A 25,407-nucleotide genomic window follows, 5' to 3' on the forward strand; every position below is an offset into this window, starting at 1 on the left:
CTGATTTATCGTTGCACGTGTGGTAGTGCGCGGCCTTACACGCCGTCAAGGCAAGAGGCCGCGCTTGGTTTAGCTAGGGTTCAGGTGCGCGCATTCCGGCACAGGTGTCACCACGCGGCCCGTGTCCAGATGGCTGAGCAGGTTGTCGACCACCAGATTGCCCATCGCGGCGCGCGTCTCGTGGGTGCCGCTGCCCACGTGGGGCAACAGGACAACGTTGGACATGGATTTCAGAGCATCGGGGATTTTTGGTTCCTGCTCGAACACGTCGAGTGCGGCGTAGCCCAGTTTGCCGTCCTGCAAGGCGGTCACAAGCGCGGCCTCGTCCACGACCGATCCGCGCGAGACGTTGATGAGCGTGCCATCGGGGCCAAGCGCCTCCATCACCTCGCGGTTGATCAGGTGCCGGGTCGCGGCACCGCCGGGCGTGATACAGATGATGACCTCCACTGCGCGCGCCATATCCACGAGATCGGCGTGGTAAGTATAGGGCACATCCTTGGGGCTGCGGGTATGGTAATGGATGTCGGCGTCAAATGCCTTGAGTTTGTCCGCGATGGCTTGCCCGATCCGCCCGAGGCCAAGGATACCGACCCGACGCCCATCCGCTGAGCGCGACAGGGGCGCATTCCCGTCCCGTTCCCATGCACCGGAGCGTGCGTGCGCCTCGTCGCTCAAGAAGTTGCGAAAGCTGGTGAGCATGAGCATAATCGCGGTGGTCGCGACCTCTTGGTTCAGCACGTCCGGGGTATGTGTGACCAGCATCCCGCGCGCCACGCAGGCGTTGGTGTCGATGGCGTCGTAGCCGACCCCATAGCTTGCCGCGACCTTGGCATTCTGGCAGGCCTCCAGCACGGCGGCTGGAACGCCGTCATGTCCGTTGGTCACGATGTGAGTTATGGCATCTGCGGGGTAATCGTCGCCCATCTGGTGAATGGTAAATCGCTCTGCCAGCCGGGCGCGCATGTCTCCGGTGATGCCACCGATTTGCAACAGATCAGGCATCCTGTTTGACCTCCTGACGCTGGGTTCCAAGACCGTCGATGGTCAGTTCCATAACGTCGCCCACGGCAAGGTAGCGCTGTGGTTTCATCCCGTCACCGACGCCCGGCGGCGTCCCGGTAGAGATGACATCGCCCGGATGCAGCGTGAACAACTGGCTGAGATGCGAGATGATCTCGGCCACGGAAAAGATCATTGTGGCCGTGTTGCCGGTTTGCATTCGGTCGCCATTAACGCTGAGCGACATATCCAGTGCCTGCGGGTCTGCGATTTCATCACGTGTCACAAGATACGGACCCGTTGGGCCAAAAGTGTCGCAGGACTTGCCCTTGGTCCACTGGCCGGTCAGGTTCTGTTGGAATTCGCGTTCCGATACGTCGTTGACGATGCAATAGCCCGCGACGCTGTCCAGCGCTTCGGCCTCGGACACGTATTTCGTCTCTTTGCCGATGACCACGCCCAGTTCGACCTCCCAATCGGACCGTTTGGATCCGCGCGGCATCACCACATCGTCGTTGGGTCCGACGATCGCTGAATTCGCTTTGAAGAACAGGATGGGGTGCGCCGGGATCGGCAGGCCTTGCTCAGCGGCATGGTCCGAGTAATTCAGACCGATGCACAGGAACTTGCCGATATTGCCAACGCAGGGGCCAATGCGGGGGTTGCCGTCCACAGCGGCAAGGCTTGCAGGATCAATGGCGCGCAGACGGTCGAGGCTGGCATCGTCCAGCACGGCACCCGTGATATCATCCACATGCCCGCTCAGGTCGCGCAGTGTGTCGCCGTCCATCAGCCCCGGTTTTTCCGCGCCCGGCGCGCCGTATCGTACGAGTTTCATGGTCTGTCCCTTTAGTGGTTGTCCCGCGGCATGTGTTTGCGCGAGATGTCTTTGTAGTCCGTCGATCCGCGCAGGGTCATGCCTTCGTCGAACCGGCCGACGCGGTCGCGGAAAATCTCTTGCCACGGGCTTTGGCTGTCTGGATGCGGATAGCCACCCTGTGCCGCCAGCGCGTCCGCGCGGGCCTGCAACTCTGCTTTGTCCAGCAGCATGTCGGCGGTGCATTTTTTCAGGTCGATCCGCACGCGGTCGCCGTTTTGCAGCAGCGCCAGCCCACCGCCATCCGCCGCCTCGGGCGAGGCGTTCAGGATTGACGGCGACCCGGAGGTGCCGGACTGCCGTCCGTCACCCACACAAGGCAGCGCCTCGATCCCGCGTTTCAGCAGGTAGGACGGCGCGCGCATGTTCACCACCTCGGCCCCGCCGGGATAGCCCTTGGGACCCGCACCGCGCATGAACAGGATGCAGTGTTCGTCGATCCCCTCCGCCTCATCATCGATGCGATGGTGGAAATCCTCGGGCCCATCGAACACCACGGCGCGCCCTTCGAACGCCTCCGGGTCGTCGGGGTTCGACAGGTAGCGGTTGCGAAATTCCTCGGAGATCACCGAAGTCTTCATGATCGCGCTGTCAAAGAGGTTGCCCTTGAGGTTGATGAACCCCGCGCGCTCTTTCAGCGGGTCGGCCACGGGCCGGATCACCTTGGTGTCTTCGGACCGCACATGCCCGCAGTTCTCGCGCATGGTCTTGCCATTGGCGGTGATGACATCGGGATGCGGCAGCAGGTCGGCAGCGATCAACTCTCCGATCACGGCAGGCACGCCGCCTGCGTGCTGGTAATCTTCGCCTAGGTATTCGCCCGCAGGCTGGAGGTTCACCAGCAGGGGCACGTCATGCCCAACCTGTTGCCAGTCGTCATTGTCGAGCGGCACACCAAGGTGGCGCGCAATCCCGTTCAGGTGAATGGGCGCGTTGGTCGACCCGCCAATGGCGGAGTTGATGACAATCGTATTTTCGAACGCCTCGCGCGTCATGATGTCGGACGGGCGCAGGTCCTCCCACACCATTTCGACCGCGCGTTTGCCGGTCTCGTACGCGATCTGCCCGCGTTCGCGATAGGGCGCAGGGATCGCGGCAGAACCGGGCAGTTGCATCCCCAGCGCCTCGGCCAGCGAATTCATCGTGGTCGCGGTGCCCATCGTGTTGCAATAGCCCACGGACGGCGCGGAAGAGGCGACAAGTTCCATAAACCCTTCTTCGTCAATCTCGCCCTTGGCCATCATCTCGCGCGCCTGCCAGACGATTGAGCCGGACCCGGTGCGCTTGCCCCTGAACCAGCCATTCAGCATCGGGCCGACAGACAGGGCAACCGCCGGGATGTTAACCGTTGCGGCGGCCATCAGCAGGGCGGGTGTGGTTTTGTCACAGCCGATGTTCAGCACAACGCCGTCCAGCGGATAGCCAAACAGCGTCTCCACCAGCGACAGGTAAGCGAGGTTGCGGTCGAGCATCGCGGTGGGCCGCTTGCCCGTTTCCTGAATGGGATGCACGGGCACTTCGATGCAGGTGCCCCCGGCGGCGGTGATGCCATCACGCACGCGCTTGGACAGCTCGATATGGTGGCGATTGCAGGGGCTCAGGTCGCTGCCCGTCTGCGCGATGCCAATGATCGGCTTGCCGGATTGCAGCTCTTCCCGCGTGAGGCCGTAATTCAGGTAGCGCTCAAGGTAAAGCGCGGTCATTTCCGGGTTGTCGGGGTTCATGAACCACTTGCGCGACCGCAGGTCCTCGATGCCGATTTTCTTGCTCATTGGCCTGACCAGCCTCCGTCGATGATATGAGTGTGTCCGGTGGTAAAGGCGCTTTCGTCGCTGGCGAGATAGACGACAAGCGCTGCAATTTCTTCGGCCTTAGCGACACGGCCCATGGGTTGGCGGGCAACAAATTGCGCCATCGCCTCGTCATAGCTGCCCAATTGCTCGCCCAAGGCCTTGACCCGCTCGTGCCAGCTTGGGCTTTCGACAGTGCCGGGGCAGATGCAGTTACAGCGGATGCCTTGGGTGATGTAGTCTGACGCCACCGATTTGGTCAGGCCGACCACCGCCGCCTTTGTCGTGCCGTAGATGAACCGGTTGGGCGCACCCATGATCGACCCAAGCGCAGACGACATGTTGATGATCGACCCCGACCCGCGTTCCAGCATCCCCGGCAGCACCGCCTGAATGGACCGGAACATCGACCGCACATTCAGATCAAAGGCAAATTCCCATTCATCCTCGTCCGCATCCATAATCGTGCCGTGATGGACAAACCCCGCGCAGTTGAACAGAACGTCCGGTTGCGCGTGCCACACCCCTTTGCGGATGCTGACCGGGTCCATCGCGTCGAGCACATAGGTTTCGATACCTTCGCCGCTAAGCTCTTCCACCGCGGCCTCGTTCACGTCCGTGGCAAAGACTTCGGCGCCTTCTGCTTTCATGGCGAGCGCGGATGCGCGCCCGATCCCCTGTCCTGCGGCTGTGACAAGCGCGCGCTTTCCGTCGAGACGGCCCATGACTTCCCCCCATGCGATATGGTGTTGCGCAGACCGGCAGGCTGCGGTTTACCGTTAGCGTATGACAAGCGATTGGTGATGACCAGACCGGTCATGACCCTAGGGGAGGTTTGGACATGGCTTTTGAAAAGGTGACGCTGTTGGGCACGGGGCTGATGGGCCTGCCCATGGCGCGCAACCTCGCACAGGCGGGTGTGCCGATGACGGTATGGAACCGCACGGCGGCCAAGGCCGGACCGCTTGAACCCCATGGCGTGCGCGTGGCGCAGACGCTGGAGGATGCAGTCACTGGTGCCGATATCGTCATCTCGATGCTGAGCGATGGACCAACGGTGCTGGCGGTGATTGACGACATTGCAGCTGCGCTCAAAAACGGTGCGTTGTGGATCGACATGTCCTCCACCAAGCCGGAAGAAGCCCGCGCCCAAGCCGCCCGACTGGCGCAGGTCGGCGTGGCACATCTGGACGCGCCCGTGTCTGGCGGCACCAAAGGGGCAGAGGCGGCAAGCCTCGCCATTATGGTGGGCGGCACGATGACCGATCTGGCCCGCGCCCAGCCTGTGGTGGAGGCAATGGGCCGTCCGGTGCATGTGGGTCCCAGCGGGTCCGGCCAACTGTCCAAACTGTGCAATCAGGCCATCGTCGCCGTGACCATCGGCGCCGTAGCCGAGGCGATGCTGCTGGCCGAAAAGGGGGGTGCAAACCCTGCGGCGCTTCGCGCGGCTCTCAAGGGTGGTTTTGCCGACAGCACCATCCTGCAACAACATGGGGAACGCATGACGACGGGCAATTTTGAGCCGGGTGGACTGTCCAAGTTCCAACTCAAGGACCTGAACAACGTGTTGGGTGAGGCAGCGAGCCTCAATCTGACCCTGCCCATGGTCGAGGATGTGCGCGACCGATTTGCGCACTTCGTGGACAAAATGGACGGCGCCGACAAGGACCATTCGGGCCTCTATCTGGAACTGTGCCAGCGCAACGGACTGTCGTCATGACCCGCGTTCTGATTTTGGGCGGTGGCGGTATGGTCGGCCAGAAGCTGGCGACCAAGCTGGAGGCCGAAGGGTTGCCGGGCCTTGGCGATTTGCACCTGACCCTGCACGACATTGCCTTTCCCAACGGCGGGGCGGGCACGGACAGGCGCGTCGGCAACCTCGCCAATCCGGCGGAGGTCGCGGCATTGGCGGCGGAACGGTTTGACCTGATCTTTTTCCTTGCCTCTATCGTATCGGGTGAGGCCGAGATTGATTTTGACAAGGGATGGCAGACGAACCTGTGGCCCATGTGGGGGTTTCTCGAAGGGTTGCGGGCACAGCACCGGGCGACGGGCGGCATCTATGTGCCGCGCCTGATCTTCACCTCGTCGATTGCAGTGTTCGGCGGTCCCTATCCAGACAAGATTGATGACGATTTTCTGCAATCTCCGCAAACCAGCTATGGCGCGCAAAAGGCGGCCTGCGAACTGTTGGTTCAAGATTTCAGCCGCAAGGGGTTCATCGACGGTATGTCACTGCGGCTGCCGACGATCTGCGTGCGTCCGGGCAAGGCGAACATGGCGGCATCCAGCTTTTTCTCGGGCATCATCCGCGAACCGCTGGCGGGCCAGCGGGCCGTGCTGCCAGTGGCGGACACGGTGCGTCACTGGCACGCCTCGCCCCGCGCGGCCGCCGGGTTTCTGGCCCACGCCGCGACGCTTGATACCGCGCGGCTGGAGGGGCGTCGGGCGCTGAACCTGCCGGGGCTCAGCTGTACTGTGGCCGAACAAATCGAAGCCTTGCGAGACGCCGCGGGCAACGAGGCTGTGGCCCTGATCGACCCGCAACCCGACCCGCACATCGCGCGCATCGTCGAAGGCTGGCCCCGCAATTTCGCACCGGAACGCGCCAAGGCACTGGGATTTGTGGCAGAGCAAAGTTTTGACGAGATTGTCGCGATCTATATGGAGGAGGACATGCCCAAAGGGTGACCGTCAGACCAATGCGTCCACCCGCACCGAAACCGGCCTTCCCGGAATCAGGTGCCGCTCGAAATGTTCAAAAATGCGCTGGCGCATCGCAGTTTCATCCCCGCTGAGCGCGGCATCGACGATGGCATGATGTTCCCGAATATTGCTGGCCACGTGTTGGAACGTGTGATCGTACTCGGCCTTGATCTGCCGGTAGCGGTTGTAGACCTGTAAGTGCAATTCGATCAAAAGGTCCGATCCGCAAGCAGACAGCAGCGTCTGGTGAAATTCCAGCTCTGCCGCCATCCAGAGTTGCGCCAGTTCTTCGGTTGGACCCATGGCGGCGATGCGGCTCTCGATGTGGCTTAGCTTGTGATGCGCTGCGTTCAGACGCGATTCCCATGCGACGCCGCCGTAGCGCATGGAGCGGCAGGCGCCTTCGGTTTCGAGCATGATTCGCATCTGCGTAATGTCGTGTTGCCGTGCCTCGGAATACTCGGGCATCCGGAACCCGCGCTGTTCCTGAAACTCCACAAGGCCAAGGGCCGCAAGCCGCAACAGCGCTTCGCGGACGGTACTGGCGGAACAGCCATAATCGTTGCGCAGAACCTCGGCACGCAGCTTTTCGCCGTGGGCAAATGCACCGGATATGGCGCGGGTTCTGATGTTCTCGAAAACGTCCATATCCCGACCTGACGCAAACAAACTATCCCGGGAGGCTGCATTAGAAATTTCGAGATTTCAAGGAAATCCTGAGATTGCGAGAAATCCAAAATTCATCTTGCGCAATCGTTTCCTTTGCGCCTACGGTTTTTCACCGATCACAAGAAGGGCCCGATGAACGGCCCCCGGTGCCAACATCCTAGGGAGGACCTAATGAAAACCATGTTCAAAGCGGCAGCAGTCGCGGCCGTTGCCGCGTCGACGGCTGTGACGGCAATGGCAGATGGCCATGCCAGCACAAAGCTGCGCATTCAGACACACTACGCCCCCGAGACGGTCTCGGGCCAGCTGGCGGCGCAGTACATCGACGACATTCAAACAATGTCGAACGGCGAGATCGCCGTCGAGATGTTCTACAGCTCGTCCGTTGTGAAATCGGTGGAAACATTCGACGCCGCCGCAACCGGCATTCTTGACTGCGACATGACCGGCGGTGGCTATCAGACCGGCAAGAACTCGGCCTTCCAATTCGTTGGAGACATCATGGGTGGCTACGAAACGCCATACCAACAGCTGAGCTGGCTGTATTTCGGAGGTGGCAAGGAAGCTGCGGCACCGCTCTACAACAAGTACGGCATGGAATTGATCGGCTGGTGGGTCTACGGACAGGAATCGTTCGCATCCTCCAAGCCCATCGAAAAAGTGGCCGACTTCAAGGACTGGAAATTCCGCTCGCCCCCCGGCATGGAAACCAAGATCTTTGAAAAGCTGGGCGCCTCGCCCATCGTGATGGATTTCACCGAGATATTTACCGCACTCGAAACCGGTATCATTGATGGTGCAGACGCCTCGGGTCTGGCCAACAACGTCGGTCTGGGTCTGTATGACATCGTGAAATACGCCAACTTCCCCGGCTTCCACTCGATGCCGTCCGATCACTTGGCGTGCAACAAGGCCGTGTTTGACGCGATGCCCGCACACCACCAGACCATCATGAAGGTCGCCATGGAAGCGCTGGCGCTCCGCACCGCTCTGACGTTCGAGAAAAAGAACGCCGAAGCGGCTGCACAGCTGCGTGCCGACGGTGTGACACTGTCGCAATGGGCACCTGAAGAACTCCAGAAGTTCCGGGACGCGGCGCAGGCCACATGGCCCGAATTCGCCGACACACCCGAAGCGAAAGCTCTGGTGGACGCGCATCTCAGCTACCTCAAGCAGCTGGGTCTGGTTTCTGAATAAACCAATCCCGGAGCCCTGCCGTGTGCGGGGCTCCGATCCGACTTCGGGCTGATCATCGACACCGCAGCCGGGGTTTTTTCAATTCATCAGGGGGGACGTCGCGATGCAGGTGCGCTCGGGCACGCCGATCGAATGGCTTGTGCCATTGGCCTTTATCTTTTGCGCCGGTTGGGTGGTGTGGCACATGCCTGCCTTTACGCTCGACTTCTATCCTCCGACCGATGAATCCCAATTCGACAAACTGTCTGCCCTGTTCAAGCGCAACGATGTGACGCCCAACATGGGTGGCCTGTTCGGTGGCTTTGCCGACATCGTCGACTGGCTCACCCTCATCGGCATCCCCGCACTTGCCTATGTCGGAATGCGCACGGTGCGCCGCGCCGGTATGGAGTTCGAAAGCTGGCGCGCGGTCGACCGTCTCGCCGTATTCATCGGGCGCGTCACAATGATGCTGATCCTGCTGCTGACATCCGTGATGCTTTACGAAGTGATCGTGCGCTACGTGTTCGAGGCGCCGACTCTCTGGGCCAATGAACTCAGCCTGTGGCTGGCGGGTATGGTGTTCCTGTGTGCCGGGCTCTACGCCATGCAGCAACGCAGCCATATCCGCATTGTGCTGCTCTATGATGCGGTGCCGCGCTGGTTGCAGCGGGTGTTCGATTGCATTTCGACCCTGTGCATCGCGATCTTTGCCTTTTTCCTCGTTTTTGGCGGCTACGGCGAAGCGTTCGACAAATTCTACCGGTGGGAGACGTTCGGCACCGCTTTTGACCCGCCCATTCCGGCAACGATCAAACCGATGGTGCTGTTTGTGGTCAGCCTCGTGGCGCTTCAGGCCGTGGTTAATCTGATTTCCGACTGGAACAAGGAAGAGGTCCATTACGGCGGTGAAGACCTCGACGAAGAAGAGATCGAGCGCATCAAGGCGCAGGTCGGCACCGAAGGCGTCAGCGACATCGACGTCACCGGTCAACACGTGACCACAAAGGACTAGAGCGATGGACGTCGGTACAATTTCACTGGTCCTGATGCTGGGCCTTATCTTGCTTCTGGCGATCGGTATGCCGCTGGGCTTTGCGTCTGCGTTCATGGCGGTTGTGGTTCTGTTCATGAAATTCGAACCCGCTGTGCTGATGGATCTCACGCTGTGGGGTGAAGGGTTCCTGACCGGGCGACCGGGGTCCGGCCCGCTCAATATCCTGCCGCAGAGGATATATGGCGATGTGATGACCAGTTACGTGCTGATCTCTATCCCGCTGTTCATTTTCATGGCCGCACTGTTGGAACGGTCGGGCATTGCCAAGGACATGTATTCGTCGCTGAACGTCTGGCTGAACCGGACGCGCGGCGGGATCGCCATCGTGACCTCGATCATGGCGGTGATTATGGCCGCGATGTCCGGCATCATCGGCGGCGAAGTTGTCCTGCTGGGCCTGATCGCGCTGCCGCAGATGCTGCGGTTGGGCTATAACCAGAACCTCGCTATTGGTGTGATTTGCGCCTCCGGGTCACTGGGCACGATGATCCCGCCGTCCATCGTGTTGATCATCTATGGTCTGATCACCGAAACCTCGATCAAGGCGCTGTTCACCGCGTCTTTCATCCCCGGTTTCATGCTGGCGTCGTTCATCATCATCTACATCATCATCCGCACGCAATTGCGCCCCGAAGACGCGCCCTTGCCGGACCCGGTTGAAGGCGAACCACAGGGTCGGGAAAAGACGTTGCTGTTCTTTGCTTTTCTCACGGTGGTTATCGCGGGCTTTGCCGCGGTGCTGATGGGTCGGGCGATGTTCTTTGAGTTCTCCGGGTCCAACGCGGCGGCTACGGGCGAGCAGGCCCGGTTCGGAACGGCCCCCTACATCACCTATTTCGGGGTCGCACTTGTGGCGTGCCTCGGGTTGATCTTTGGCGTCTTTGGCCGCGCGCGTGCGGCACAGGGCTGGTCCATGGGCAAGGGGCTTGTTCCGCCCATCGTGGTGATCGGCGTCGTGATGGGGTCGATTTATGGCGGTATCACCGGCATCACCGAGGCCGCCGCCATGGGGGCGCTTGCCGTGTTCGTCATTGCCCTGTTGCGGGGTGAAGCGTCGTTCGAGCTGGTCTGGGACAGCCTCATGCGCACGCTCAAATCCACCGGCACCATCGTGTGGGTGACCATCGGTGCCACGGCGCTGGCCGGGGCCTATACCATCGCGGGCGGTCCGGTCTACGTGGCCGACTTTATCGTAGGGTCCGAGTTGCCGACGATGGTCGTGATCCTGTTCATGATGTTGATCCTGCTGTTTATGGGGGCGTTCATGGACTGGGTGGGCATCGTGCTGCTGATCATCCCGGTCTTCCTGCCCATCGTGCTGAAACTCCCTATCGACGAGATCGGCCTCTTTGGAGAGTTGAACCCGCGCCATGTGGCGATCTGGTTCGGGGTGGTGTTCTGTATGAACATGCAGGTGTCGTTCCTGTCGCCACCCTTTGGCCCTGCGGCCTTTTACCTCAAATCTGTGGCACCGCCGCACATCTCGCTCACCGATATTTTCAAGGGGTTCCTGCCCTTTATCGGTATCCAGCTGATTGCGTTGTCGGTGCTGCTGATCTGGCCGCCAATCATCTCCATCCTGCTCTAGAGGCTGCGCATGTTGACCGAGGCCCAAGTTGAGACGTTCTTTGGCCAGGGGTATCTGGTGGTCGAAGATGTCTTGCCCATGCAGGCCGTCGACGCGGTGCGGACCGAGTATGCCAACCTTATGCGATCTTTGTACGGTCAATGGGCAGCGGAAGGGCGTGTGCCCCGTGGGGTACATGATTTCTGGACACAGCTGAGCGCGTCCTATGCCGCCGGCTGTGACTGGTTCCAACCGATGGATATCAGCCTGCCGGGCGGAGAGATCGCGCCCGATTGCCCAATGCATTTTGGCCCGGCCATCTTTGATCTGGTGGTGCATGATCGGTTGTTGAACGTGGTTGAGGCGCTGATTGGCCCCGAGATTACGTCGAACCCGATCCAGCATGTGCGGATCAAGCCGCCCGCGCCGCAACTGGCGACGGATGAGGTGCGCGCGCACGTTACATCGACCGATTGGCATCAGGATCGCGGCGTCGGGCATGAAGCGGCAGACCAGACCGACATGGTCACAGCTTGGGTGGCGATCACGGATGCGACGGTCGAAAACGGATGCCTGCAAGTGGTGCCGGGCGTCGATCAGGGGCTGTTGCCCCATTGCCCACAGGTGCAGACGGCCATTGCGCCCCAGCACCTCGATACGTCCCGAGCCGTGCCACTGCCCGTCGGTGCTGGCGGCGTGGTTCTGTTTCATCCGCTGGTGCCGCACGCATCCTTGCTAAACAGGTCCGACGGGTTCCGCTGGTCGTTTGACCTGCGCTACAACGTGACGGGGCAGGACACCGGGCGCACCCATTTCCCCGACTTTGTCGCCCGCAGCCGCAGCGCGCCAGAGACGGAACTGCGCGATTGGCGGGTCTGGCGGCAGATGTGGTTCGACACCCGCGACCGTCTGGCCACGCGCCCTCACATACCGATCCACAGATGGGACGGCGACGCGCCGTATTGTGCATGAGCTTTATTCGTCTTGACCCGACCGACACAGTTGTCACCGCCACCGGACCTCTTGAGGTCGGCGTGGCGGTGGAGGGTGCGCCCACCCGCACGCTCATCCCGTCTGGCCACAAGATCGCAACGCAGGCCATGGCCAAGGGCGACGTGATCCGCAAATACGCACAGGTCATCGGTTACGCTGCCCAAGACATTGCGGCGGGTGATCACGTCCACACTCACAACGTCGCATTTCGCAACACCGATACCGCCTATGATTTTGGGACCAATTTGCGTCCCGCAACGCCCGCGACGGGCGACACATTTATGGGATTCCGTCGCGAGAATGGTGACGTGGGCACGCGCAACTACATTGCGATTGTCACATCGGTGAACTGTTCGGCCACGGCGGCGCGGATGATTGCGGCGCATTTCACACCCGAACGGCTGTCCGACTATCCGAATGTTGATGGCGTCGTTGCCTTTGTCCATGGCACCGGGTGCGGCATGGGCGGTGACGGCGAAGGGTTCGAGGCGCTGCAACGCGTCATGTGGGGCTATGCCAAACATCCCAACCACGCCGCTGTGCTGATGGTCGGACTGGGTTGTGAGATGAACCAGATCGACTGGCTGCTCGAAGCCTATGGGCTGAAACAGGGCCCGCTGTTTCAGACAATGAACATTCAGTCGGTTGCCGGCCTGCGCCGCACGGTTGAGATCGGTATCGAAAAGGTCACGGCCATGTTGCCACTGGCCAATGCCTTCACGCGCACCGAATGTCCGGCGTCTGCGTTGAAGGTGGCACTGCAATGTGGCGGCTCGGACGCGTGGTCCGGGATCACGGCAAACCCGGCACTTGGCTATGCCACCGACCTGCTGGTGGCGCAGGGCGGCACCGGCGTGCTGGCCGAAACACCCGAGATTTACGGCGCCGAACACCTGCTGACCGCCCGCGCGGCAGACCGCGCCACGGGCGAGCGGCTTGTGGGCCTGATCCGCTGGTGGGAAGATTACACCGCCCGCAACAAGGGCAGCATGGACAACAATCCCAGCCCCGGAAACAAGGCCGGTGGCCTGACCACGATCCTCGAAAAATCGTTGGGGGCGGCGGCAAAGGGTGGCACCACGCCGCTGACCGGCGTCTACAAATACGCCGAACCCGTGCGCGCCTCCGGCTTCACCTTCATGGACAGCCCCGGCTATGACCCTGCGTCGGTGACGGGCCAGATTGCGGGGGGGTGCAATTTGGTGTGCTTTACCACCGGGCGGGGTTCGGCCTTTGGCTCGAAACCCGCACCGACGATCAAGCTGGCGACCAACACGGAGATGTATGGCCGCATGATCGAAGATATGGACATCAACGCAGGCGACATGCTCACCGCCGGTGTCAGCCTTGAGGACAAGGGACGCGAAATTTACGAGATGTTCCTGCGCGTTGCCTCCGGCGAAATGTCCAAATCCGAAGCTCAGGGCCTCGGAGACTACGAATTCGTGCCCTGGCAAATCGGGGCGACCATGTGATGGAATGTCTGACACCGGATCAAAAGGCCAGCTACGCGTCGAATGGTTATCTGCTGGTCGAAAACCGCATCCCCGACGATTGGCTGACCAAAATCCGTGCCGAGATCGCCCGGTTTGAGGCCGAAGCGGCCACCATGACCGGCAGCAACGACCGGCTCGACCTCGAAGACAGCCACAGTGCCGCCGACCCCCGTCTGCGGCGGATCAAACTGCCGCACACCATTTCAGATGTATTCCGCGAATTGATGCTGTCCGACCACGTGTTGGCGCCGGCGCGCGACCTGATCGGTCCGAACCTCCGCCTGCATACGTCCAAGCTGAACATGAAATCGGCAGGCTATGGGGCCGCAGTGGAATGGCATCAGGACTACGCATTCTACCCGCACACCAATGACGATATCCTCGCTATTGGCATCTGTATCGACGACATGGCCGCAGAAAACGGCCCCCTGATGGTCTTTCCCGGGTCACAAAAAGGGCCGGTGTTCGATCACCATGTAGATGGCGTCTTTGCCGGGGCGATGCTGCCAGAGGCGAACGGGTTGAACATGGCAGACGCCGTGCCGCTGACGGGCCCCGCCGGGTCGATCAGCATCCACCATGGGCGCATTGTGCATGGCTCTGCGCTCAACCGTTCGGACAGGCCCCGGCGTATCCTGTTCTACGAAATGATGGCGGCGGATGCTTTTCCCATCATGGGCAGCATGACCCGTTGGGACGGGATCGAAGACTACAATGACCGGATGCTGTGTGGAGAACCGACGCTGCAACCACGCCTCAAGGACATCCCGATCCGCATCCCGCAGCCGCAGCCCAACGTGGCCATATCCATCTATGAAATTCAGAAAGGCCTCAAGACACGGGCCTTTGACACAATTCCCGCCAAGGAGACATCGCAATGAGTACACCCACCATCGGATTCATCGGCCTTGGCCTTATGGGCGGGGCAATGGTTGGGCGATTGCAGGACAAGGGCTATGCCCTGACCGTCGTCGCAAACCGCACCCGCACCCATGTGGACGCAGCAGTGGCCCGTGGCGCCACCGAAGTCACCACGGCCAAGGCGGTTGCCGAAGCGTCCGATATCGTGATGCTGTGCATGGACACCTCTGACAATGTAGAGGCGCGGATGCGCGGCCCCGAGGGTGTCATCGCAGGCCTGAAACCCGATGCGGTTGTGATTGACTTCGGCACATCGCTGCCCGGCTCCACCAAGGTGCTGGGGCAAGAGGTTGCGGCTGCGGGCGGCACCCTGCTGGATTGTCCGATCGGGCGCACACCGATGCACGCCAAGGACGGATTGCTGAACCTCATGGGATCTGGCGACAAGGCTGCATTCGACCGGGTCAAACCTGTGCTCGACGATCTGGGCGAAAACGTCTTTCACCTTGGCGCGCTTGGCACCGGGCATACGATTAAGCTGATCAACAACTTTTACGCCCAAGCCTGCGCCAATGCGATGGCCGAAAGCTTTGCCATTGCCGATGTGATGGGGGTCGAACGGCAAGCCGTCTATGACGTGATGTCTGCGGGCCCGCTTAAGTCCGGCATGATGGACTTTATCACCGCCTACGCGCTCGAGGGCAACGACGCCAACCTTGCCTTTTCCATCAAGAACGCGGCCAAGGACGTCGGCTATTACGCGCAGATGTGTGCCAATGCGGGCGTGTCGTCCATGATGTCGGGCAGCACGTTGGACAGTCTCAAGGCGTCCATTGATGCAGGCCGCGGCGAGGATTTCGTACCCCATCAGGTCGATTTTTTCGCCGACACGTTCAAAGCCTGATCCATGGCCATCGCGGCCCAGGCAACACAGGACCGCGCGGCCCTCGGCATTCTGATGACGCTGGGGGCCTATTTCTTTTTCATGCTCATCGACACGTCGGTCAAATGGCTGGTGCTGGCGGGTCTACCAGCGTTCCAGTTGGCGTTCATGCGGTATCTGCCGCATTTCATCATCTCGACCGTTCTTTTGCTGCGCAAAGATATGTCTTGGTCGTCGTTTCAGTCGGCGCATATGGGGCTGGTGTTGTTGCGGGGCTTCTTGCTGGCCTCCGCCACGCTTTTTAACTTTATCACGCTGATCTATCTGCCGCTGACGGTCACGGGGTCCATCATGTTTTCGGCTCCGATCATCGTTTGCGCGTTGAGCTGGCCGCTGCTGGGCGAGCGCGTGGGACCGTGGCGGTGGGCCGCGATTATGATTGGGTTTATCGGTGTGCTGATCGTGATCCGGCCCTTTGACGCGGATTTTCACTGGATCGCTCTGCTGAACGTCTACAACGCGGTGTCGCTCGCGCTTTATTCGATCATCACGCGCAAGATTTCCGGCGTGGTCGCGGCTGAAACGATGCAGTTCTACATGGGTGCGTTTGGCGCCATCACGCTGTTTCCATTGGCCGTGGTGTCATGGACACCGCCCGCGACAACGCTTGACTGGGTGTTGATGGTGGCGCTGGGGGTCTGGGGCTGGGCCGGGCACGAGATTTTCTCGCGCGCGCATTCCTACGCGCCTGCCAACACGCTGATGCCCTACACCTACAGCTTTTTGCTGTATCTGGCCGTGGCCAGCTACATCGTCTTCAACGGCATCCCGGACGGTTACACGTTGCTTGGGGCGTCCATTATCGTGCTGTCGGGTCTGGTGATCTGGTGGCGCGCCTTGCGGAAGGAAACCGAATGAAATGCGCAGCGATTGGTGAGGCGATGATCGAACTGTCGATGGTCGGAGACACGCCGCAGATTGGCGTTGCGGGTGACACGTTGAACACAGCGATCTACCTCAAACGGTCCGCACCCGACATGCAGGTCGACTACGTGACACGGCTGGGCGGTGACGCGTTTTCGCAACGCATTGCGGATTTCATCGGCGCGCAAGGCGTGGGCACCGACGCGATTGAGCGAGACCCGGACAAGACCTGTGGCCTGTATGGCATCACCACTGACGACGCAGGTGAGCGTACGTTTACCTATTGGCGCAACCAGTCGGCGGCGCGGCAGGTGTTTTCGGGTCCGAACGGCCCCAGCTTTGACTGGCTCGGCGGGTATGACGTGATTTACCTGTCGGGGATCAGTCTTGCCATTCTGCCGCCCGAAACGCGGGATGGCCTGCTGCGCTGGCTTGCGATCTACCGGGCGCAGGGCAGGCGGGTTGTCTATGACAGCAACTACCGTCCTGCCCTGTGGCCGGACCAAGAGACAGCGCAGGCCGTGACGCGGACCATGTGGCACATGTGCGATATCGCGCTGCCCTCACAGGATGACGAAGCAGCGATCTTTGGCGAAACGCTGGAAGAAGTCGCTGCGCGGTTCGTCGCCATGGGCAAATCCGGTGCGCTCAAGCGCGGGCCAGAAGGGCCACTGTGTCTCGAAACCGGGCAATCGCGCAGCTATGCCGCCGCTCCGGATGTCGTGGATACCACCGCCGCCGGAGACAGCTTTAACGGCGGCTATCTGGGCGCGGTGCTGCAAGGGGCGGCACAGGTGGATGCGTTGCGTGCCGGACATGATCTGGCCGCGCGTGTGGTGGGGCATCGCGGGGCGATTATCCCGGCATGACCAGAGTGCGCAGGGCAGCGTCAGGGTCACCGGACGCACAGGCATCGGCCAGCGCATCTGACCGCGGATCGTCCAGCACGCGGCCAGCCGCAATCTCGGCACGTACGAAGGCGACCCATGCCGACAGCGCGGCCTCCAGCGCCGGGCTGTGCGCGTCGCGGTCCGCGAGGGTCGCGCATATGCGGATGGGCATCTTTTGTGACCCGTCCATCGCGATCTGACGCAGTCGGTGGTGCAGGTTCGGATTGTCAAAACGTTCCAGCAACGCTTGGGCATATCGCGGGGCCTGTTCTTGCACCTCGGGCGGCAACGTCTCTGCGGCTTCTGCCATAACGCCCGCCGCGCCGTCCCGCAACGCGGGATCACCTATTGCCTCGTGGACAAAGCTTTGACCGGCAAGCGTCCCGGCATAGGCAAGGTAGGAATGTGCCCCGTTCAGCATCCGCAGCTTGCGCATCTCGTGCGGCGCGACGTCCGACACCCATTGCACTCCGGGCCAATCCGGGCGCGCGGCTGCAAAGTCATCTTCGATCACCCATTCGCTGAACGCCTCAGTCGGGACAGCCATGGCGTCGCCTGCCTCTGTTCGGATTGCGTCCGAGGTCGCCGGTGTGATCCGATCCACCATACAGGATGGAAAGGTCACCCGCGTGCCGATCCGCAACCCTGCTGCGTCGGCAAATCGCCGCACAGCCGCACCCAGCTTTGTCCCGTTGTCCGGCAGATTATCGCAGCTCAGGACTGTGACGGGCGCACTCCGCCGCGCCAGCCCGCGTGCCAGCGCGCCGATCACAGTCATCTCACCGCCGGACAGATCTGCACAGATCGCAGGATCATCCATATCCAGAACGCCATCTGGCCCAAGGCGGTACGCCTTTTCTGTCACTGTCAGCGTGATCACCTGCGTCGTATCTGCTGCGATCTGGGCAAGCACCGCCTCCGGTGCATCTGCCGCCACGATCATGTCGTGCAAACAGGTGATCCTTTCGATCCGCGCGCCGCCCGCGTCCTTGATGACAAGGCTGTAGTGATATCCCTGCGCCGCCAAACCATCCCGTATGGAGGTGCTGCGAAAACTCACGCCGGTGATGTCCCAACCGGGGCAGTGCTGCGTGTACCACGCCTGATGCGCCCGAAAGAAATTGCCGACGCCAAGGTGCAGAATGTGACCCACGTGACCCCCCCTGTGATGCAGGCAAATCGCGCCCTGCACATGTTACACCATGCCTAGCACAATTGCCCCTTGGCGCACCGCCCAATTCACGCCAAGTTGCCTCCGGGAGGACGTCAATGAACGTATTGCTGATCGGCATGGGGATCGTGGCCCAGACCCATATCCTAGGCCTGCGCGATAACGTGGCTGGCGCGCGGCTGGACGCCGTACTGGGCCGTGACCCGGCCCGGACCACGACCTTTTGCACCGCGGCTTCCGAAACGCTGGGATACAAGGTGGCCGCCGTGACCGACACGGTGCAGGCATTGGCCCGCAACCCCGACATGGCTTTGCTGATCACACCGCCTGACACCCGCCTCAATCTCGCCCGCACATTGGCGGAGGCGGGTGTTCCGACTTTGATGGAAAAACCGGTGGAACGCGGGCTGGATGGCGCGCGCGCTGTTGTTGCGGCCTATGCGGATTGCGGCGTGCCTTTGGGCCTGTGCTTTCAGCACCGGACGCGCGCGGCAGCTCGGACGTTGAAGGATCGGCTGCACAGCGGCAGCCTCGGCGATGTCGTACACGTGGAGGCGCGTGTGCCGTGGTGGCGCGATCAGGCCTATTACGATGTGCCGGGGCGCGGCACCTATGCCCGCGATGGCGGCGGCGTCATGATCAATCAGGCCATCCACACGCTGGATCTTGCCCTATGGCTGGCCGGGCCAGTCGCGCGGGTGCAGGCGCTGATGCGCACCAGCCCGCTGCACCGGATGGAGGGCGAGGATATCGCCGCCGCTCTCCTGCACTTCCGATCCGGCGCAAGCGGCGTGTTGACCGCCAGCACTGCTGCCTATCCGGGTGCCGCAGAAAGCATCGCAATCACCACAACCAAGGGGCAGGTTCACCTGCAAGGCGATCACATGCAGATCGATCTGACCTCTGGTCACAGCGAGGCAACCGCGCCTGAGGCCAGCACTGGCACCGGGGGTGGGGCCGACCCGATGGCGTTCACCCACGCTTGGCATCAGGCCATGCTGGAGGATTTTGTGACTGCGGCGGCACATGGACGGCCGCCCCTCGCCCCACCGGATGAGGCGCTGCATGTCCACGCGGTGATCGACGCGATGGAACATGCGGCCCGCACCGGTCACATTACGGATGTCGGCGCATGACGCTTGCCTTTGTCGCCCTCGGGCTGGATCACCGCCACATCTACGGCATGACGGAAAACATGATTGCACAAGGTGCGCGCTGTCTCGGGTTCTGGACCGACGGGACACCTCAACCGCTTGCCGGGTATCTTGATCGATTTCCAGATATACGCCGGTTCGATACGTTGGGCGCGGCGTTGGGGGCGGGTGCGGACCTTGCGCTGATTTCGGCCATTCCTGCGGATCGCGCTGACCTTGCGGTCCGCGCCATGCAGTCCGGTCACGATGTGATGACGGACAAGCCGGGCTGTACGAATACAGAGCAACTCGACGCAATCAAAGAGTGCGTGGGCGAGACGGGGCGCATCTGGTCGATCAACTTTTCAGAACGGTTCGAAGTGCCCAGTGTCACCATGGCGGATCAATTGGTGCAGGACGGCGCCATTGGCCGCGTTGTACATACCACTGGCCTTGGCCCGCACCGGTTGAACCGCGCGACGCGGCCCAATTGGTTCTTTGACCGGGCGCGTTATGGCGGCATTCTGACGGATATCGCGTCGCATCAGATTGATCAGTTCCTGCATTTCACAGGCTCTGAAACGGCGGACGTCACGATGGCGCACATTGCCAACCACGCAAACCCTGCCGATCCGGGCCTTCAGGACTTTGGTGAGGTCTCGCTGCGGTCGGACCGGGGGTCCGGCTACATCCGGGTGGATTGGTATACGCCGGATGCACTGCCCAACTGGGGAGATGGGCGGCTGACGTTGCTGGGCACTGACGGCTATATCGAGTTGCGAAAATACGTCGATGTTGGTGGGCGCGCGGGGACGGATCACCTTGTGCTGGTGAACGGAACACGCTGCGAAAACATCGACGCGCGAGATGCAGGCCTGCCCTATTTCGAACGGCTGGTGCGGGACATTGCCCACCGGACCGAAACGGCCATGACGCAGGCGCATTGCTTTAAGGTCGTGGAGCTTGCGTTGCGCGCGCAAGCGATGGCCGAGCGCACGCCATGACCCGTGTCGCGATCCTTGGCGGTGGTATCGGTGCGCAGCATCTGGCCGCGTATGACGCGGTTGCCGGTCTTGACGTGGCGCTGATGGTGGATCAGGACCCCGAACGCCGCACGCAGGTCGCGGCACGAGGCATCGCCACTTCGGACCAGATCGACGCAGCGATGGATGCGGATATCGACCTTGTGGACATCTGCCTGCCCCCACACATGCACGCGCCCGTCGCTTTGCAGGCGCTCGCCGCAGGCAAGCACGTGATCTGTGAAAAACCGCTCGCTACATCGCTTTGGGATGTGGACCGGATCATAGCTGCTGCGACACAAGCGGAGCGACACGTTTTCCCGGTGTTCCAATACCGTTATGGCCCCGCCTTTGATCAACTGGCCGCGCTACAGGCGGCTGGATTGACTGGTGCGCCAGTGGCTGCTGCGCTGGAAACCCACTGGAACCGTGGCGCTGACTACTATGCAGTGCCATGGCGCGGAACATGGGAGGGGGAGCAGGGTGGCGCGGTGTTGGGCCACGCGATCCACGCCCATGACCTGATGTGCCACTGGATGGGGCCGGTGGCGCGCGTACACGCCACGCTGGCCACCCGCGTGAACCCAATTGAAACAGAAGACACCGCCGCGCTCACCTTTGAGCTCGCATGTGGTGCTCTGGCGACCAGTTCTGTCACGCTTGGTGCCGCTGCTGACGAAACGCGCCTGCGCTTTGTCTTTGAGCATCTGACCGCAACGTCGGATACGAACCCCTATGCGCCGGGTGACGGTCCTTGGCGTTTTGTCGCCCGTGACCCCGCCCGTCAGGCTGATGTGGACAGCGTGGTGACGGACGCGGCTATTGGACCCGCCGGGTTCAACGGATTTCTGACCGAAGCTGGCAAGGCCATTTCAGGTCAGCCCAACCACGCCGTGACGCTGGACGACGGGGCGGCCTCAATCGCCTTGGTTACGGCGATCTATGCGGCGGCGCGTTCCGGCGCACCAGTGGACCTGCCCTTGCCCCCGGACCACCCAATGCGTACAGGCTGGCGCCCATGATCGAATGCTGGCGCTGGTTCGGGCCGAACGACCCAACAAGACTTGAGGACCTGCCACAGGTCGGGGCCACAGGCGTGGTGACGGCGCTCCATGACGTCCCGCCGGGAACTGCATGGCCAAGGTCCGACATTCAGGCCCGCAAAGCGATGATCGAGGGCGCAGGCCTGCGCTGGGAGGTCGTGGAAAGCGTCCCGGTTTCCGAGGCGATCAAGACCCAGAGTTCGGGTTGTGCGGCTCACATGGACGCTTACCGCCAAACCCTTGCCGCACTCGCAGCCGAAGGGGTACAAACGGTCTGCTACAACTTCATGCCGATCCTTGATTGGACCCGCACGGAAACCCGCGCTGTGCAACCCCATGGCGGCACCGCCATGCTGTTCGATTTGCCGACATTCGCCGCCTTTGACCTGCACATCCTCGCCCGCGAGGACGCAGCGGCGGACTACACGGAGGAAACGCGCGCGGCTGCCGCCTTGATCCATGCGCAGATGGAGGATGCGGACAAACGCGCGCTGACCAACATGGTCATTGCGGGCCTGCCGGGTGCAAATGATGGCTGGACGCTGGATGACGTGCGCGCGCGGCTCGCCGCCTATGACGACATCACGGCGGACCGGTTGCGCCAGAACCTGATCGACTTTCTCGCCGAAGTGGTGCCAGAGGCCGAACGGCTGGGCATCCGGCTGTGCTGTCACCCGGACGATCCGCCTTTTTCGCTGTTGGGGCTGCCACGGGTCATGTCGTCGACGGATGATTACGCCACTGTGCTGGACGCAGTCCCGTCTGAGGCAAATGGGGCCACGCTGTGCACCGGATCGCTGGGCGTGTCGGCGCGCTTTGACGCGTCCGAATTCGTGGAAAGGCTGGGGCCAAAGATCCATTTTGCCCATCTGCGCAACACGTCTCGGCTGCCCTCTCCGGACCCCGCACGCCCCAGCTTTTTCGAAGCGCCTCACCTCGAAGGAGACACCGATATGGTTGCCACCATCCGGGCCTTGATGGCCGAAGAATCGCGCCGCCGGGCCGAGCGGCGTACAGACCACGCCATACCGATGCGTCCGGACCATGGCCAGGAACTGCTATTTGACCGCACGCGCGACAGCCTGCCGGGGTATCCGCTGATCGGGCGGATGCGTGGGCTGGCAGAGCTGCGCGGGATCATAGCCGCCTGCGCGGTGCAGGCATGATGCGGATCGGTCTTGCCGGTGCAGGCCTTGTGGGCCGCCGCCACCTCGATGCGATGGCGCGGGTGCGGGGTATGGCGCTGTCGGCGGTACTGGATCCGGTCATGGCCGATGACGACCCGCTGCCACGTGTACAATCGCTGGCCGATCTGATCGCGCAAAGCGATGGCATTATCCTCGCCACGCCCAATCACACCCACAGACCAATGGCCGAAGAGGTGCTGCGCGCAGGTCTGCCTGTGCTGGTGGAAAAACCACTGGCCGACACAAGTGACAACGCCCGGCACATTGCAAACACCGCTGCCGAGACGGGGACACCCGTGCTCGTCGGTCACCATCGTCGTCATAACCCACTGATCGCGAAGGCAAAGGAGATCGTGGACAGCGCAGCCTTGGGCGCAATCACGACGGTACATGGCAACTGCTGGCTGCCAAAACCGGACAGTTACTATGATCAGGCGTGGCGGCAGGCGGCGGGGGCCGGTCCATTGTTCATCAACCTGATCCACGATGTCGATGTGCTCATGTATCTCTGCGGCCCGATTGTCGCGGTGCAGGCGTTCGAGGCCAACGCGCAGCGGCAGGCCGCGGCCGAAGAAGTCGTGGCCGCCACGGTGCGCTTTGCCAGTGGCGCGCTTGGAACGCTCAACCTGAGTGATACTGCCCTTGGGCCATGGAGTTGGGAGCTGACCGCAGGTGAGAACCCGGCCTACCCCAAGACTGAGCAAAGCAGTTACCTGATCGGTGGCACACACGGGTCACTGGCGTTGCCAAACTTAACCGTATGGTCACAGGAGAACGGCCCGGATTGGTGGGCACCCATCTCGACCACGCGTTACCCGGTGGACAGTATTGATACGCTTGTGGCGCAGCTGGAACATTTTAGTCAGGTCATCGCCGGACGTGCCCAGCCGCGTGTCAGCGCTCAGGACGGCTTGCGCGCCGTCTCGGTGATCGAGGCGATCAAGCAGGCCGCGCAGACCGGACAGACGGTAACCCTCGAATAAACCTCTCGCATCGCACGTAACTCGTGCTAGCCTGCGGCCATCGCCATAGGGCAGGGGGTGTCTTCTGGACCTGCCCGGCGCCTGCGTATGGCGTGAAACCCCATCCTGAAAACTGAAGAGCCAAAGGAGGCGCGCATGACACAGGTCGGCGTGATCGGCATTGGGGATATGGGCAGCGGGCTGGCCAAGAACCTGATTGCCAATGGATTTGAAACATGGGGTATCGACCTGCTGGCGGCCCGGCAACAGGCTTTTGGCGATATGGGCGGGCGGTCGGCGGCGTCCGTGGCTGATGTGGGACGCAACGCGCAGATTGTTTTCGTCATGGTGATGAAAGGCGCAGAGGCGCATGAGGTGATCCTTGGCTCTGGCGGGTTGGCCGAAACCATGGCGCCGGGGGGCGTTGTCCTGCTGACGGCCACCATCAAACCGTCCGAGGCGCGCGCCATTGGCGACGCGCTGGACGGTCGTGGCCTGCACCTCATCGACAGCCCTGTATCTGGCGGCTATCCCGGCGCGCAGGGCGGCACCCTTACGATGATGGCAGCGGGCACCGACGCGGCGCTGGCGCAGGCCCGACCAGTGATGGAGGCGGTGTCGGCCAGCATCCACCGCGTGGGCACCGCCCCCGGCGACGGGCAGACGGTCAAGGCTTGCCTGCAATCGCTCATCGGCGCGCAATTCTCCGCCACGTTCGAAGCTGCGGCATTGGCGGCCAAGGCGGGCGTGCCGGGTCAGGTGATCCTGGACGTGTTTTCCACCTCATCGGCAGGCTGCGGCGTCGTGAACAACGCGCTGGAAAAGATCATCGACCGGCAATTCGAAGGCACCGGCAGCCACATCAACACCATGCACAAGGACCTGACGATTTCGATGTCGCTGGGCGAGGAACTGGGCGTCCCGCTCCACACCGCAGCCGCTGCCATGCAGGTGTTTCACGCAGGTCGCACGCGATACCCGGACGGCGACAACTGGACCTGCACGCGCGTTATCGAAGAGATCGTGGGCGCAGAGTTGCACCGTAACAGCGCCAAGGTGACCCGATGAAACTGGGCGTGATCTGCGACGGCATCAGCCGCAATCTCGACCATGCAATCGACGTCATGGACGAATTTTACCTTACCTATGCCGAACTGCAATTTGTCTGGGATCACGAGGTTGGCGATCACAGCCGCGAAGACATCCAAAGGATGGATGAGCGCCTGCGCGGGCGTGGCAAACACGTCTCGTGCCTGTCGCGCCACATCTTTGCCGGTATGACATCCGACAACCGCCCCGGAGACGCGTTGCACACGCAGCACATGGACGCGCTGAAACGCGTGATCGACATGGCGCATGTCGTGGGCAGCCCCCTTGTCCGCATCATGACCCAGAAAAAGGAGCAGATCCTGTGGGGCAGTCACGGCGCCGAGAAATGGAACGTGGCCCATGGCGCATGGGACACGGTGGCCCCGATGATCGCTCCGGCCGTGGAACTGGCGCGCGCCGAAGGCGTGAAGCTGGTCGTCGAGACGGGCAATGGCACCATGGTCAATTCCAACTACACCGCGCGAAAGCTGATTGACACGCTGGACGCCAAGGACGTGCTCAAGGTTCTGTGGGACCCGGCCAACAATTGCTGGTGTCACGAACTGGCCTACCCCGATGGATATGCCGAGGTCAAAGATGGCTACCTTGGGCACGTGCATATCAAGGACGTGCAGGTCGATACGCCCCGCGCCACACTTGAGGTGCGCGAGATGGGCAAGGGCCAGCTTGGGCCCCTGTTTCAGCCCATTGCAGATGCGATGCGTGCCGACGGATATGACGGCGTAATCAGCTTTGAATCCGTCTACCATCCGGGAAATGGCGACTTCGAAGCAGGCTTCCGCGCTTCGGTCGGGACGTTCAAGTCCATCTTTGGCCCTTGAACACACTCGCATTTTCGTGTGCAGGTCTGACAATAGCGGAGGGGCGTTCCCATATGCCCCTTCACGC

General features: G+C 61.9%; 24 protein-coding genes. 18 read left to right on the forward strand and 6 right to left on the reverse strand.

Annotated features, from left to right (window positions below):
• Positions 1 to 69: 69 nt before the first annotated feature.
• The 4 genes from Q1A85_RS03500 to Q1A85_RS03515 are packed head-to-tail and all read right to left on the reverse strand — an operon-like array spanning position 70 to position 4,394.
• Complete coding sequence (locus Q1A85_RS03500) at positions 70 to 1,005, reverse strand: 2-hydroxyacid dehydrogenase (RefSeq protein ID WP_299685119.1); 936 nt, start codon at positions 1,003 to 1,005, stop codon at positions 70 to 72.
• Positions 998 to 1,840 (reverse strand): fumarylacetoacetate hydrolase family protein, encoded by an 843-nt coding sequence (locus tag Q1A85_RS03505; RefSeq protein ID WP_299685121.1) that lies wholly within the window; start codon positions 1,838 to 1,840, stop codon positions 998 to 1,000. Before Q1A85_RS03505 ends, Q1A85_RS03500 begins: the two co-directional genes overlap by 8 nt.
• A gap of 11 nt (positions 1,841 to 1,851) precedes the next feature.
• Entirely contained in the window at positions 1,852 to 3,651 is a 1,800-nt protein-coding gene (locus tag Q1A85_RS03510; protein ID WP_299685123.1) for an IlvD/Edd family dehydratase, read from the reverse strand.
• Positions 3,648 to 4,394 carry an SDR family oxidoreductase gene (locus Q1A85_RS03515; RefSeq protein WP_299685125.1) on the reverse strand — a complete coding sequence of 249 codons (747 nt, stop codon included), beginning with the start codon at positions 4,392 to 4,394 and terminating at the stop codon, positions 3,648 to 3,650. Before Q1A85_RS03515 ends, Q1A85_RS03510 begins: the two co-directional genes overlap by 4 nt.
• A gap of 116 nt (positions 4,395 to 4,510) precedes the next feature.
• On the opposite strand from Q1A85_RS03515, the gene Q1A85_RS03520 reads away from it, so the two are divergent.
• Together Q1A85_RS03520 and denD are read left to right on the forward strand one after the other, a co-directional pair.
• Entirely contained in the window at positions 4,511 to 5,389 is an 879-nt protein-coding gene (locus Q1A85_RS03520; RefSeq protein ID WP_299685127.1) for an NAD(P)-dependent oxidoreductase, read from the forward strand.
• Entirely contained in the window at positions 5,386 to 6,360 is a 975-nt protein-coding gene (gene denD, locus Q1A85_RS03525) for a D-erythronate dehydrogenase (RefSeq protein ID WP_299685129.1), read from the forward strand. Before Q1A85_RS03520 ends, denD begins: the two co-directional genes overlap by 4 nt.
• Before the next feature lie 3 nt (positions 6,361 to 6,363).
• Here the strand turns inward: denD and Q1A85_RS03530 are convergent, their stop codons facing one another.
• Positions 6,364 to 7,023 (reverse strand): GntR family transcriptional regulator, encoded by a 660-nt coding sequence (locus Q1A85_RS03530; protein WP_299685131.1) that lies wholly within the window; start codon positions 7,021 to 7,023, stop codon positions 6,364 to 6,366.
• A 192-nt stretch (positions 7,024 to 7,215) separates the two neighbouring features.
• On the opposite strand from Q1A85_RS03530, the gene Q1A85_RS03535 reads away from it, so the two are divergent.
• The 9 genes from Q1A85_RS03535 to Q1A85_RS03575 all read left to right on the forward strand — a co-directional run bounded on the left by Q1A85_RS03535 (position 7,216) and on the right by Q1A85_RS03575 (position 16,870).
• Entirely contained in the window at positions 7,216 to 8,241 is a 1,026-nt protein-coding gene (locus Q1A85_RS03535) for a TRAP transporter substrate-binding protein (protein ID WP_299685133.1), read from the forward strand.
• A 103-nt stretch (positions 8,242 to 8,344) separates the two neighbouring features.
• A complete protein-coding gene (locus Q1A85_RS03540; protein ID WP_299685135.1) occupies positions 8,345 to 9,235 on the forward strand; it encodes a TRAP transporter small permease in 891 nt (296 codons plus the stop codon).
• Positions 9,236 to 9,239: 4 nt separating this feature from the next.
• Positions 9,240 to 10,865 (forward strand): TRAP transporter large permease subunit, encoded by a 1,626-nt coding sequence (locus tag Q1A85_RS03545; protein ID WP_299685137.1) that lies wholly within the window; start codon positions 9,240 to 9,242, stop codon positions 10,863 to 10,865.
• A gap of 9 nt (positions 10,866 to 10,874) precedes the next feature.
• Positions 10,875 to 11,816: a phytanoyl-CoA dioxygenase family protein gene (locus tag Q1A85_RS03550; RefSeq protein ID WP_299685139.1), complete on the forward strand. Its 942-nt coding sequence runs from the start codon at positions 10,875 to 10,877 to the stop codon at positions 11,814 to 11,816.
• Complete coding sequence (locus Q1A85_RS03555; protein WP_299685140.1) at positions 11,813 to 13,312, forward strand: altronate dehydratase family protein; 1,500 nt, start codon at positions 11,813 to 11,815, stop codon at positions 13,310 to 13,312. The genes Q1A85_RS03550 and Q1A85_RS03555 overlap by 4 nt, the downstream gene beginning before the upstream one ends.
• On the forward strand, positions 13,312 to 14,214 hold the full coding sequence (locus tag Q1A85_RS03560) for a phytanoyl-CoA dioxygenase family protein (protein ID WP_299685142.1): 903 nt from the start codon (positions 13,312 to 13,314) through the stop codon (positions 14,212 to 14,214). The genes Q1A85_RS03555 and Q1A85_RS03560 overlap by 1 nt, the downstream gene beginning before the upstream one ends.
• Positions 14,211 to 15,098, forward strand: a complete 888-nt coding sequence (locus Q1A85_RS03565) for an NAD(P)-dependent oxidoreductase (protein ID WP_299685144.1) — start codon at positions 14,211 to 14,213, stop codon at positions 15,096 to 15,098. Before Q1A85_RS03560 ends, Q1A85_RS03565 begins: the two co-directional genes overlap by 4 nt.
• Positions 15,099 to 15,101: 3 nt before the next feature.
• Entirely contained in the window at positions 15,102 to 15,995 is an 894-nt protein-coding gene (locus tag Q1A85_RS03570) for a DMT family transporter (protein WP_299685146.1), read from the forward strand.
• Positions 15,992 to 16,870: a sugar kinase gene (locus Q1A85_RS03575; RefSeq protein WP_299685148.1), complete on the forward strand. Its 879-nt coding sequence runs from the start codon at positions 15,992 to 15,994 to the stop codon at positions 16,868 to 16,870. The genes Q1A85_RS03570 and Q1A85_RS03575 overlap by 4 nt, the downstream gene beginning before the upstream one ends.
• Here the strand turns inward: Q1A85_RS03575 and Q1A85_RS03580 are convergent.
• A complete protein-coding gene (locus tag Q1A85_RS03580) occupies positions 16,857 to 18,044 on the reverse strand; it encodes a mannitol dehydrogenase family protein (RefSeq protein ID WP_299685150.1) in 1,188 nt (395 codons plus the stop codon). The genes Q1A85_RS03575 and Q1A85_RS03580 overlap by 14 nt on opposite strands.
• Positions 18,045 to 18,160: 116 nt before the next feature.
• Here Q1A85_RS03580 and Q1A85_RS03585 point away from each other — a divergent pair, with 116 nt between their 5' ends.
• The 7 genes from Q1A85_RS03585 (at position 18,161) to Q1A85_RS03615 (ending at position 25,340) form a co-directional block, all read left to right on the forward strand.
• The gene (locus Q1A85_RS03585; RefSeq protein ID WP_299685152.1) at positions 18,161 to 19,198 is read left to right on the forward strand and encodes a Gfo/Idh/MocA family oxidoreductase; all 1,038 of its coding nucleotides are present in this window, start codon (positions 18,161 to 18,163) and stop codon (positions 19,196 to 19,198) included.
• Positions 19,195 to 20,199, forward strand: a complete 1,005-nt coding sequence (locus tag Q1A85_RS03590) for a Gfo/Idh/MocA family oxidoreductase (RefSeq protein ID WP_299685155.1) — start codon at positions 19,195 to 19,197, stop codon at positions 20,197 to 20,199. The genes Q1A85_RS03585 and Q1A85_RS03590 overlap by 4 nt, the downstream gene beginning before the upstream one ends.
• On the forward strand, positions 20,196 to 21,239 hold the full coding sequence (locus Q1A85_RS03595) for a Gfo/Idh/MocA family oxidoreductase (protein ID WP_299685158.1): 1,044 nt from the start codon (positions 20,196 to 20,198) through the stop codon (positions 21,237 to 21,239). Before Q1A85_RS03590 ends, Q1A85_RS03595 begins: the two co-directional genes overlap by 4 nt.
• A complete protein-coding gene (uxuA, locus tag Q1A85_RS03600; RefSeq protein WP_299685160.1) occupies positions 21,236 to 22,426 on the forward strand; it encodes a mannonate dehydratase in 1,191 nt (396 codons plus the stop codon). The genes Q1A85_RS03595 and uxuA overlap by 4 nt, the downstream gene beginning before the upstream one ends.
• Complete coding sequence (locus Q1A85_RS03605) at positions 22,423 to 23,430, forward strand: Gfo/Idh/MocA family oxidoreductase (protein WP_299685162.1); 1,008 nt, start codon at positions 22,423 to 22,425, stop codon at positions 23,428 to 23,430. The genes uxuA and Q1A85_RS03605 overlap by 4 nt, the downstream gene beginning before the upstream one ends.
• Before the next feature lie 135 nt (positions 23,431 to 23,565).
• Positions 23,566 to 24,477 (forward strand): NAD(P)-dependent oxidoreductase, encoded by a 912-nt coding sequence (locus Q1A85_RS03610; RefSeq protein WP_299685164.1) that lies wholly within the window; start codon positions 23,566 to 23,568, stop codon positions 24,475 to 24,477.
• The gene (locus Q1A85_RS03615) at positions 24,474 to 25,340 is read left to right on the forward strand and encodes a sugar phosphate isomerase/epimerase family protein (protein ID WP_299685166.1); all 867 of its coding nucleotides are present in this window, start codon (positions 24,474 to 24,476) and stop codon (positions 25,338 to 25,340) included. Before Q1A85_RS03610 ends, Q1A85_RS03615 begins: the two co-directional genes overlap by 4 nt.
• The last annotated feature ends 67 nt before the right edge of the window (positions 25,341 to 25,407 follow it).

The organism is uncultured Tateyamaria sp. (genome assembly GCF_947503385.1).
Taxonomy (GTDB): domain Bacteria; phylum Pseudomonadota; class Alphaproteobacteria; order Rhodobacterales; family Rhodobacteraceae; genus Tateyamaria.

Excerpts from the sequence above, each read along its gene's own strand:
- Q1A85_RS03545 (WP_299685137.1), top strand. The coding sequence starts at position 9,240 with ATGGACGTCGGTACAATTTCACTGGTCCTGATGCTGGGCCTTATCTTG.
- Q1A85_RS03520 (WP_299685127.1), top strand. The coding sequence starts at position 4,511 with ATGGCTTTTGAAAAGGTGACGCTGTTGGGCACGGGGCTGATGGGCCTG.
- Q1A85_RS03555 (WP_299685140.1), top strand. The coding sequence starts at position 11,813 with ATGAGCTTTATTCGTCTTGACCCGACCGACACAGTTGTCACCGCCACC.
- Q1A85_RS03585 (WP_299685152.1), top strand. The coding sequence starts at position 18,161 with ATGAACGTATTGCTGATCGGCATGGGGATCGTGGCCCAGACCCATATC.
- Q1A85_RS03610 (WP_299685164.1), top strand. The coding sequence starts at position 23,566 with ATGACACAGGTCGGCGTGATCGGCATTGGGGATATGGGCAGCGGGCTG.
- Q1A85_RS03575 (WP_299685148.1), top strand. The coding sequence starts at position 15,992 with ATGAAATGCGCAGCGATTGGTGAGGCGATGATCGAACTGTCGATGGTC.
- Q1A85_RS03515 (WP_299685125.1), bottom strand. The coding sequence starts at position 4,394 with ATGGGCCGTCTCGACGGAAAGCGCGCGCTTGTCACAGCCGCAGGACAG.
- Q1A85_RS03505 (WP_299685121.1), bottom strand. The coding sequence starts at position 1,840 with ATGAAACTCGTACGATACGGCGCGCCGGGCGCGGAAAAACCGGGGCTG.
- Q1A85_RS03615 (WP_299685166.1), top strand. The coding sequence starts at position 24,474 with ATGAAACTGGGCGTGATCTGCGACGGCATCAGCCGCAATCTCGACCAT.
- denD (WP_299685129.1), top strand. The coding sequence starts at position 5,386 with ATGACCCGCGTTCTGATTTTGGGCGGTGGCGGTATGGTCGGCCAGAAG.
- Q1A85_RS03595 (WP_299685158.1), top strand. The coding sequence starts at position 20,196 with ATGACCCGTGTCGCGATCCTTGGCGGTGGTATCGGTGCGCAGCATCTG.
- Q1A85_RS03540 (WP_299685135.1), top strand. The coding sequence starts at position 8,345 with ATGCAGGTGCGCTCGGGCACGCCGATCGAATGGCTTGTGCCATTGGCC.
- Q1A85_RS03530 (WP_299685131.1), bottom strand. The coding sequence starts at position 7,023 with ATGGACGTTTTCGAGAACATCAGAACCCGCGCCATATCCGGTGCATTT.
- Q1A85_RS03570 (WP_299685146.1), top strand. The coding sequence starts at position 15,102 with ATGGCCATCGCGGCCCAGGCAACACAGGACCGCGCGGCCCTCGGCATT.
- Q1A85_RS03605 (WP_299685162.1), top strand. The coding sequence starts at position 22,423 with ATGATGCGGATCGGTCTTGCCGGTGCAGGCCTTGTGGGCCGCCGCCAC.
- Q1A85_RS03550 (WP_299685139.1), top strand. The coding sequence starts at position 10,875 with ATGTTGACCGAGGCCCAAGTTGAGACGTTCTTTGGCCAGGGGTATCTG.
- Q1A85_RS03560 (WP_299685142.1), top strand. The coding sequence starts at position 13,312 with ATGGAATGTCTGACACCGGATCAAAAGGCCAGCTACGCGTCGAATGGT.
- Q1A85_RS03500 (WP_299685119.1), bottom strand. The coding sequence starts at position 1,005 with ATGCCTGATCTGTTGCAAATCGGTGGCATCACCGGAGACATGCGCGCC.
- uxuA (WP_299685160.1), top strand. The coding sequence starts at position 21,236 with ATGATCGAATGCTGGCGCTGGTTCGGGCCGAACGACCCAACAAGACTT.
- Q1A85_RS03510 (WP_299685123.1), bottom strand. The coding sequence starts at position 3,651 with ATGAGCAAGAAAATCGGCATCGAGGACCTGCGGTCGCGCAAGTGGTTC.
- Q1A85_RS03535 (WP_299685133.1), top strand. The coding sequence starts at position 7,216 with ATGAAAACCATGTTCAAAGCGGCAGCAGTCGCGGCCGTTGCCGCGTCG.
- Q1A85_RS03590 (WP_299685155.1), top strand. The coding sequence starts at position 19,195 with ATGACGCTTGCCTTTGTCGCCCTCGGGCTGGATCACCGCCACATCTAC.
- Q1A85_RS03565 (WP_299685144.1), top strand. The coding sequence starts at position 14,211 with ATGAGTACACCCACCATCGGATTCATCGGCCTTGGCCTTATGGGCGGG.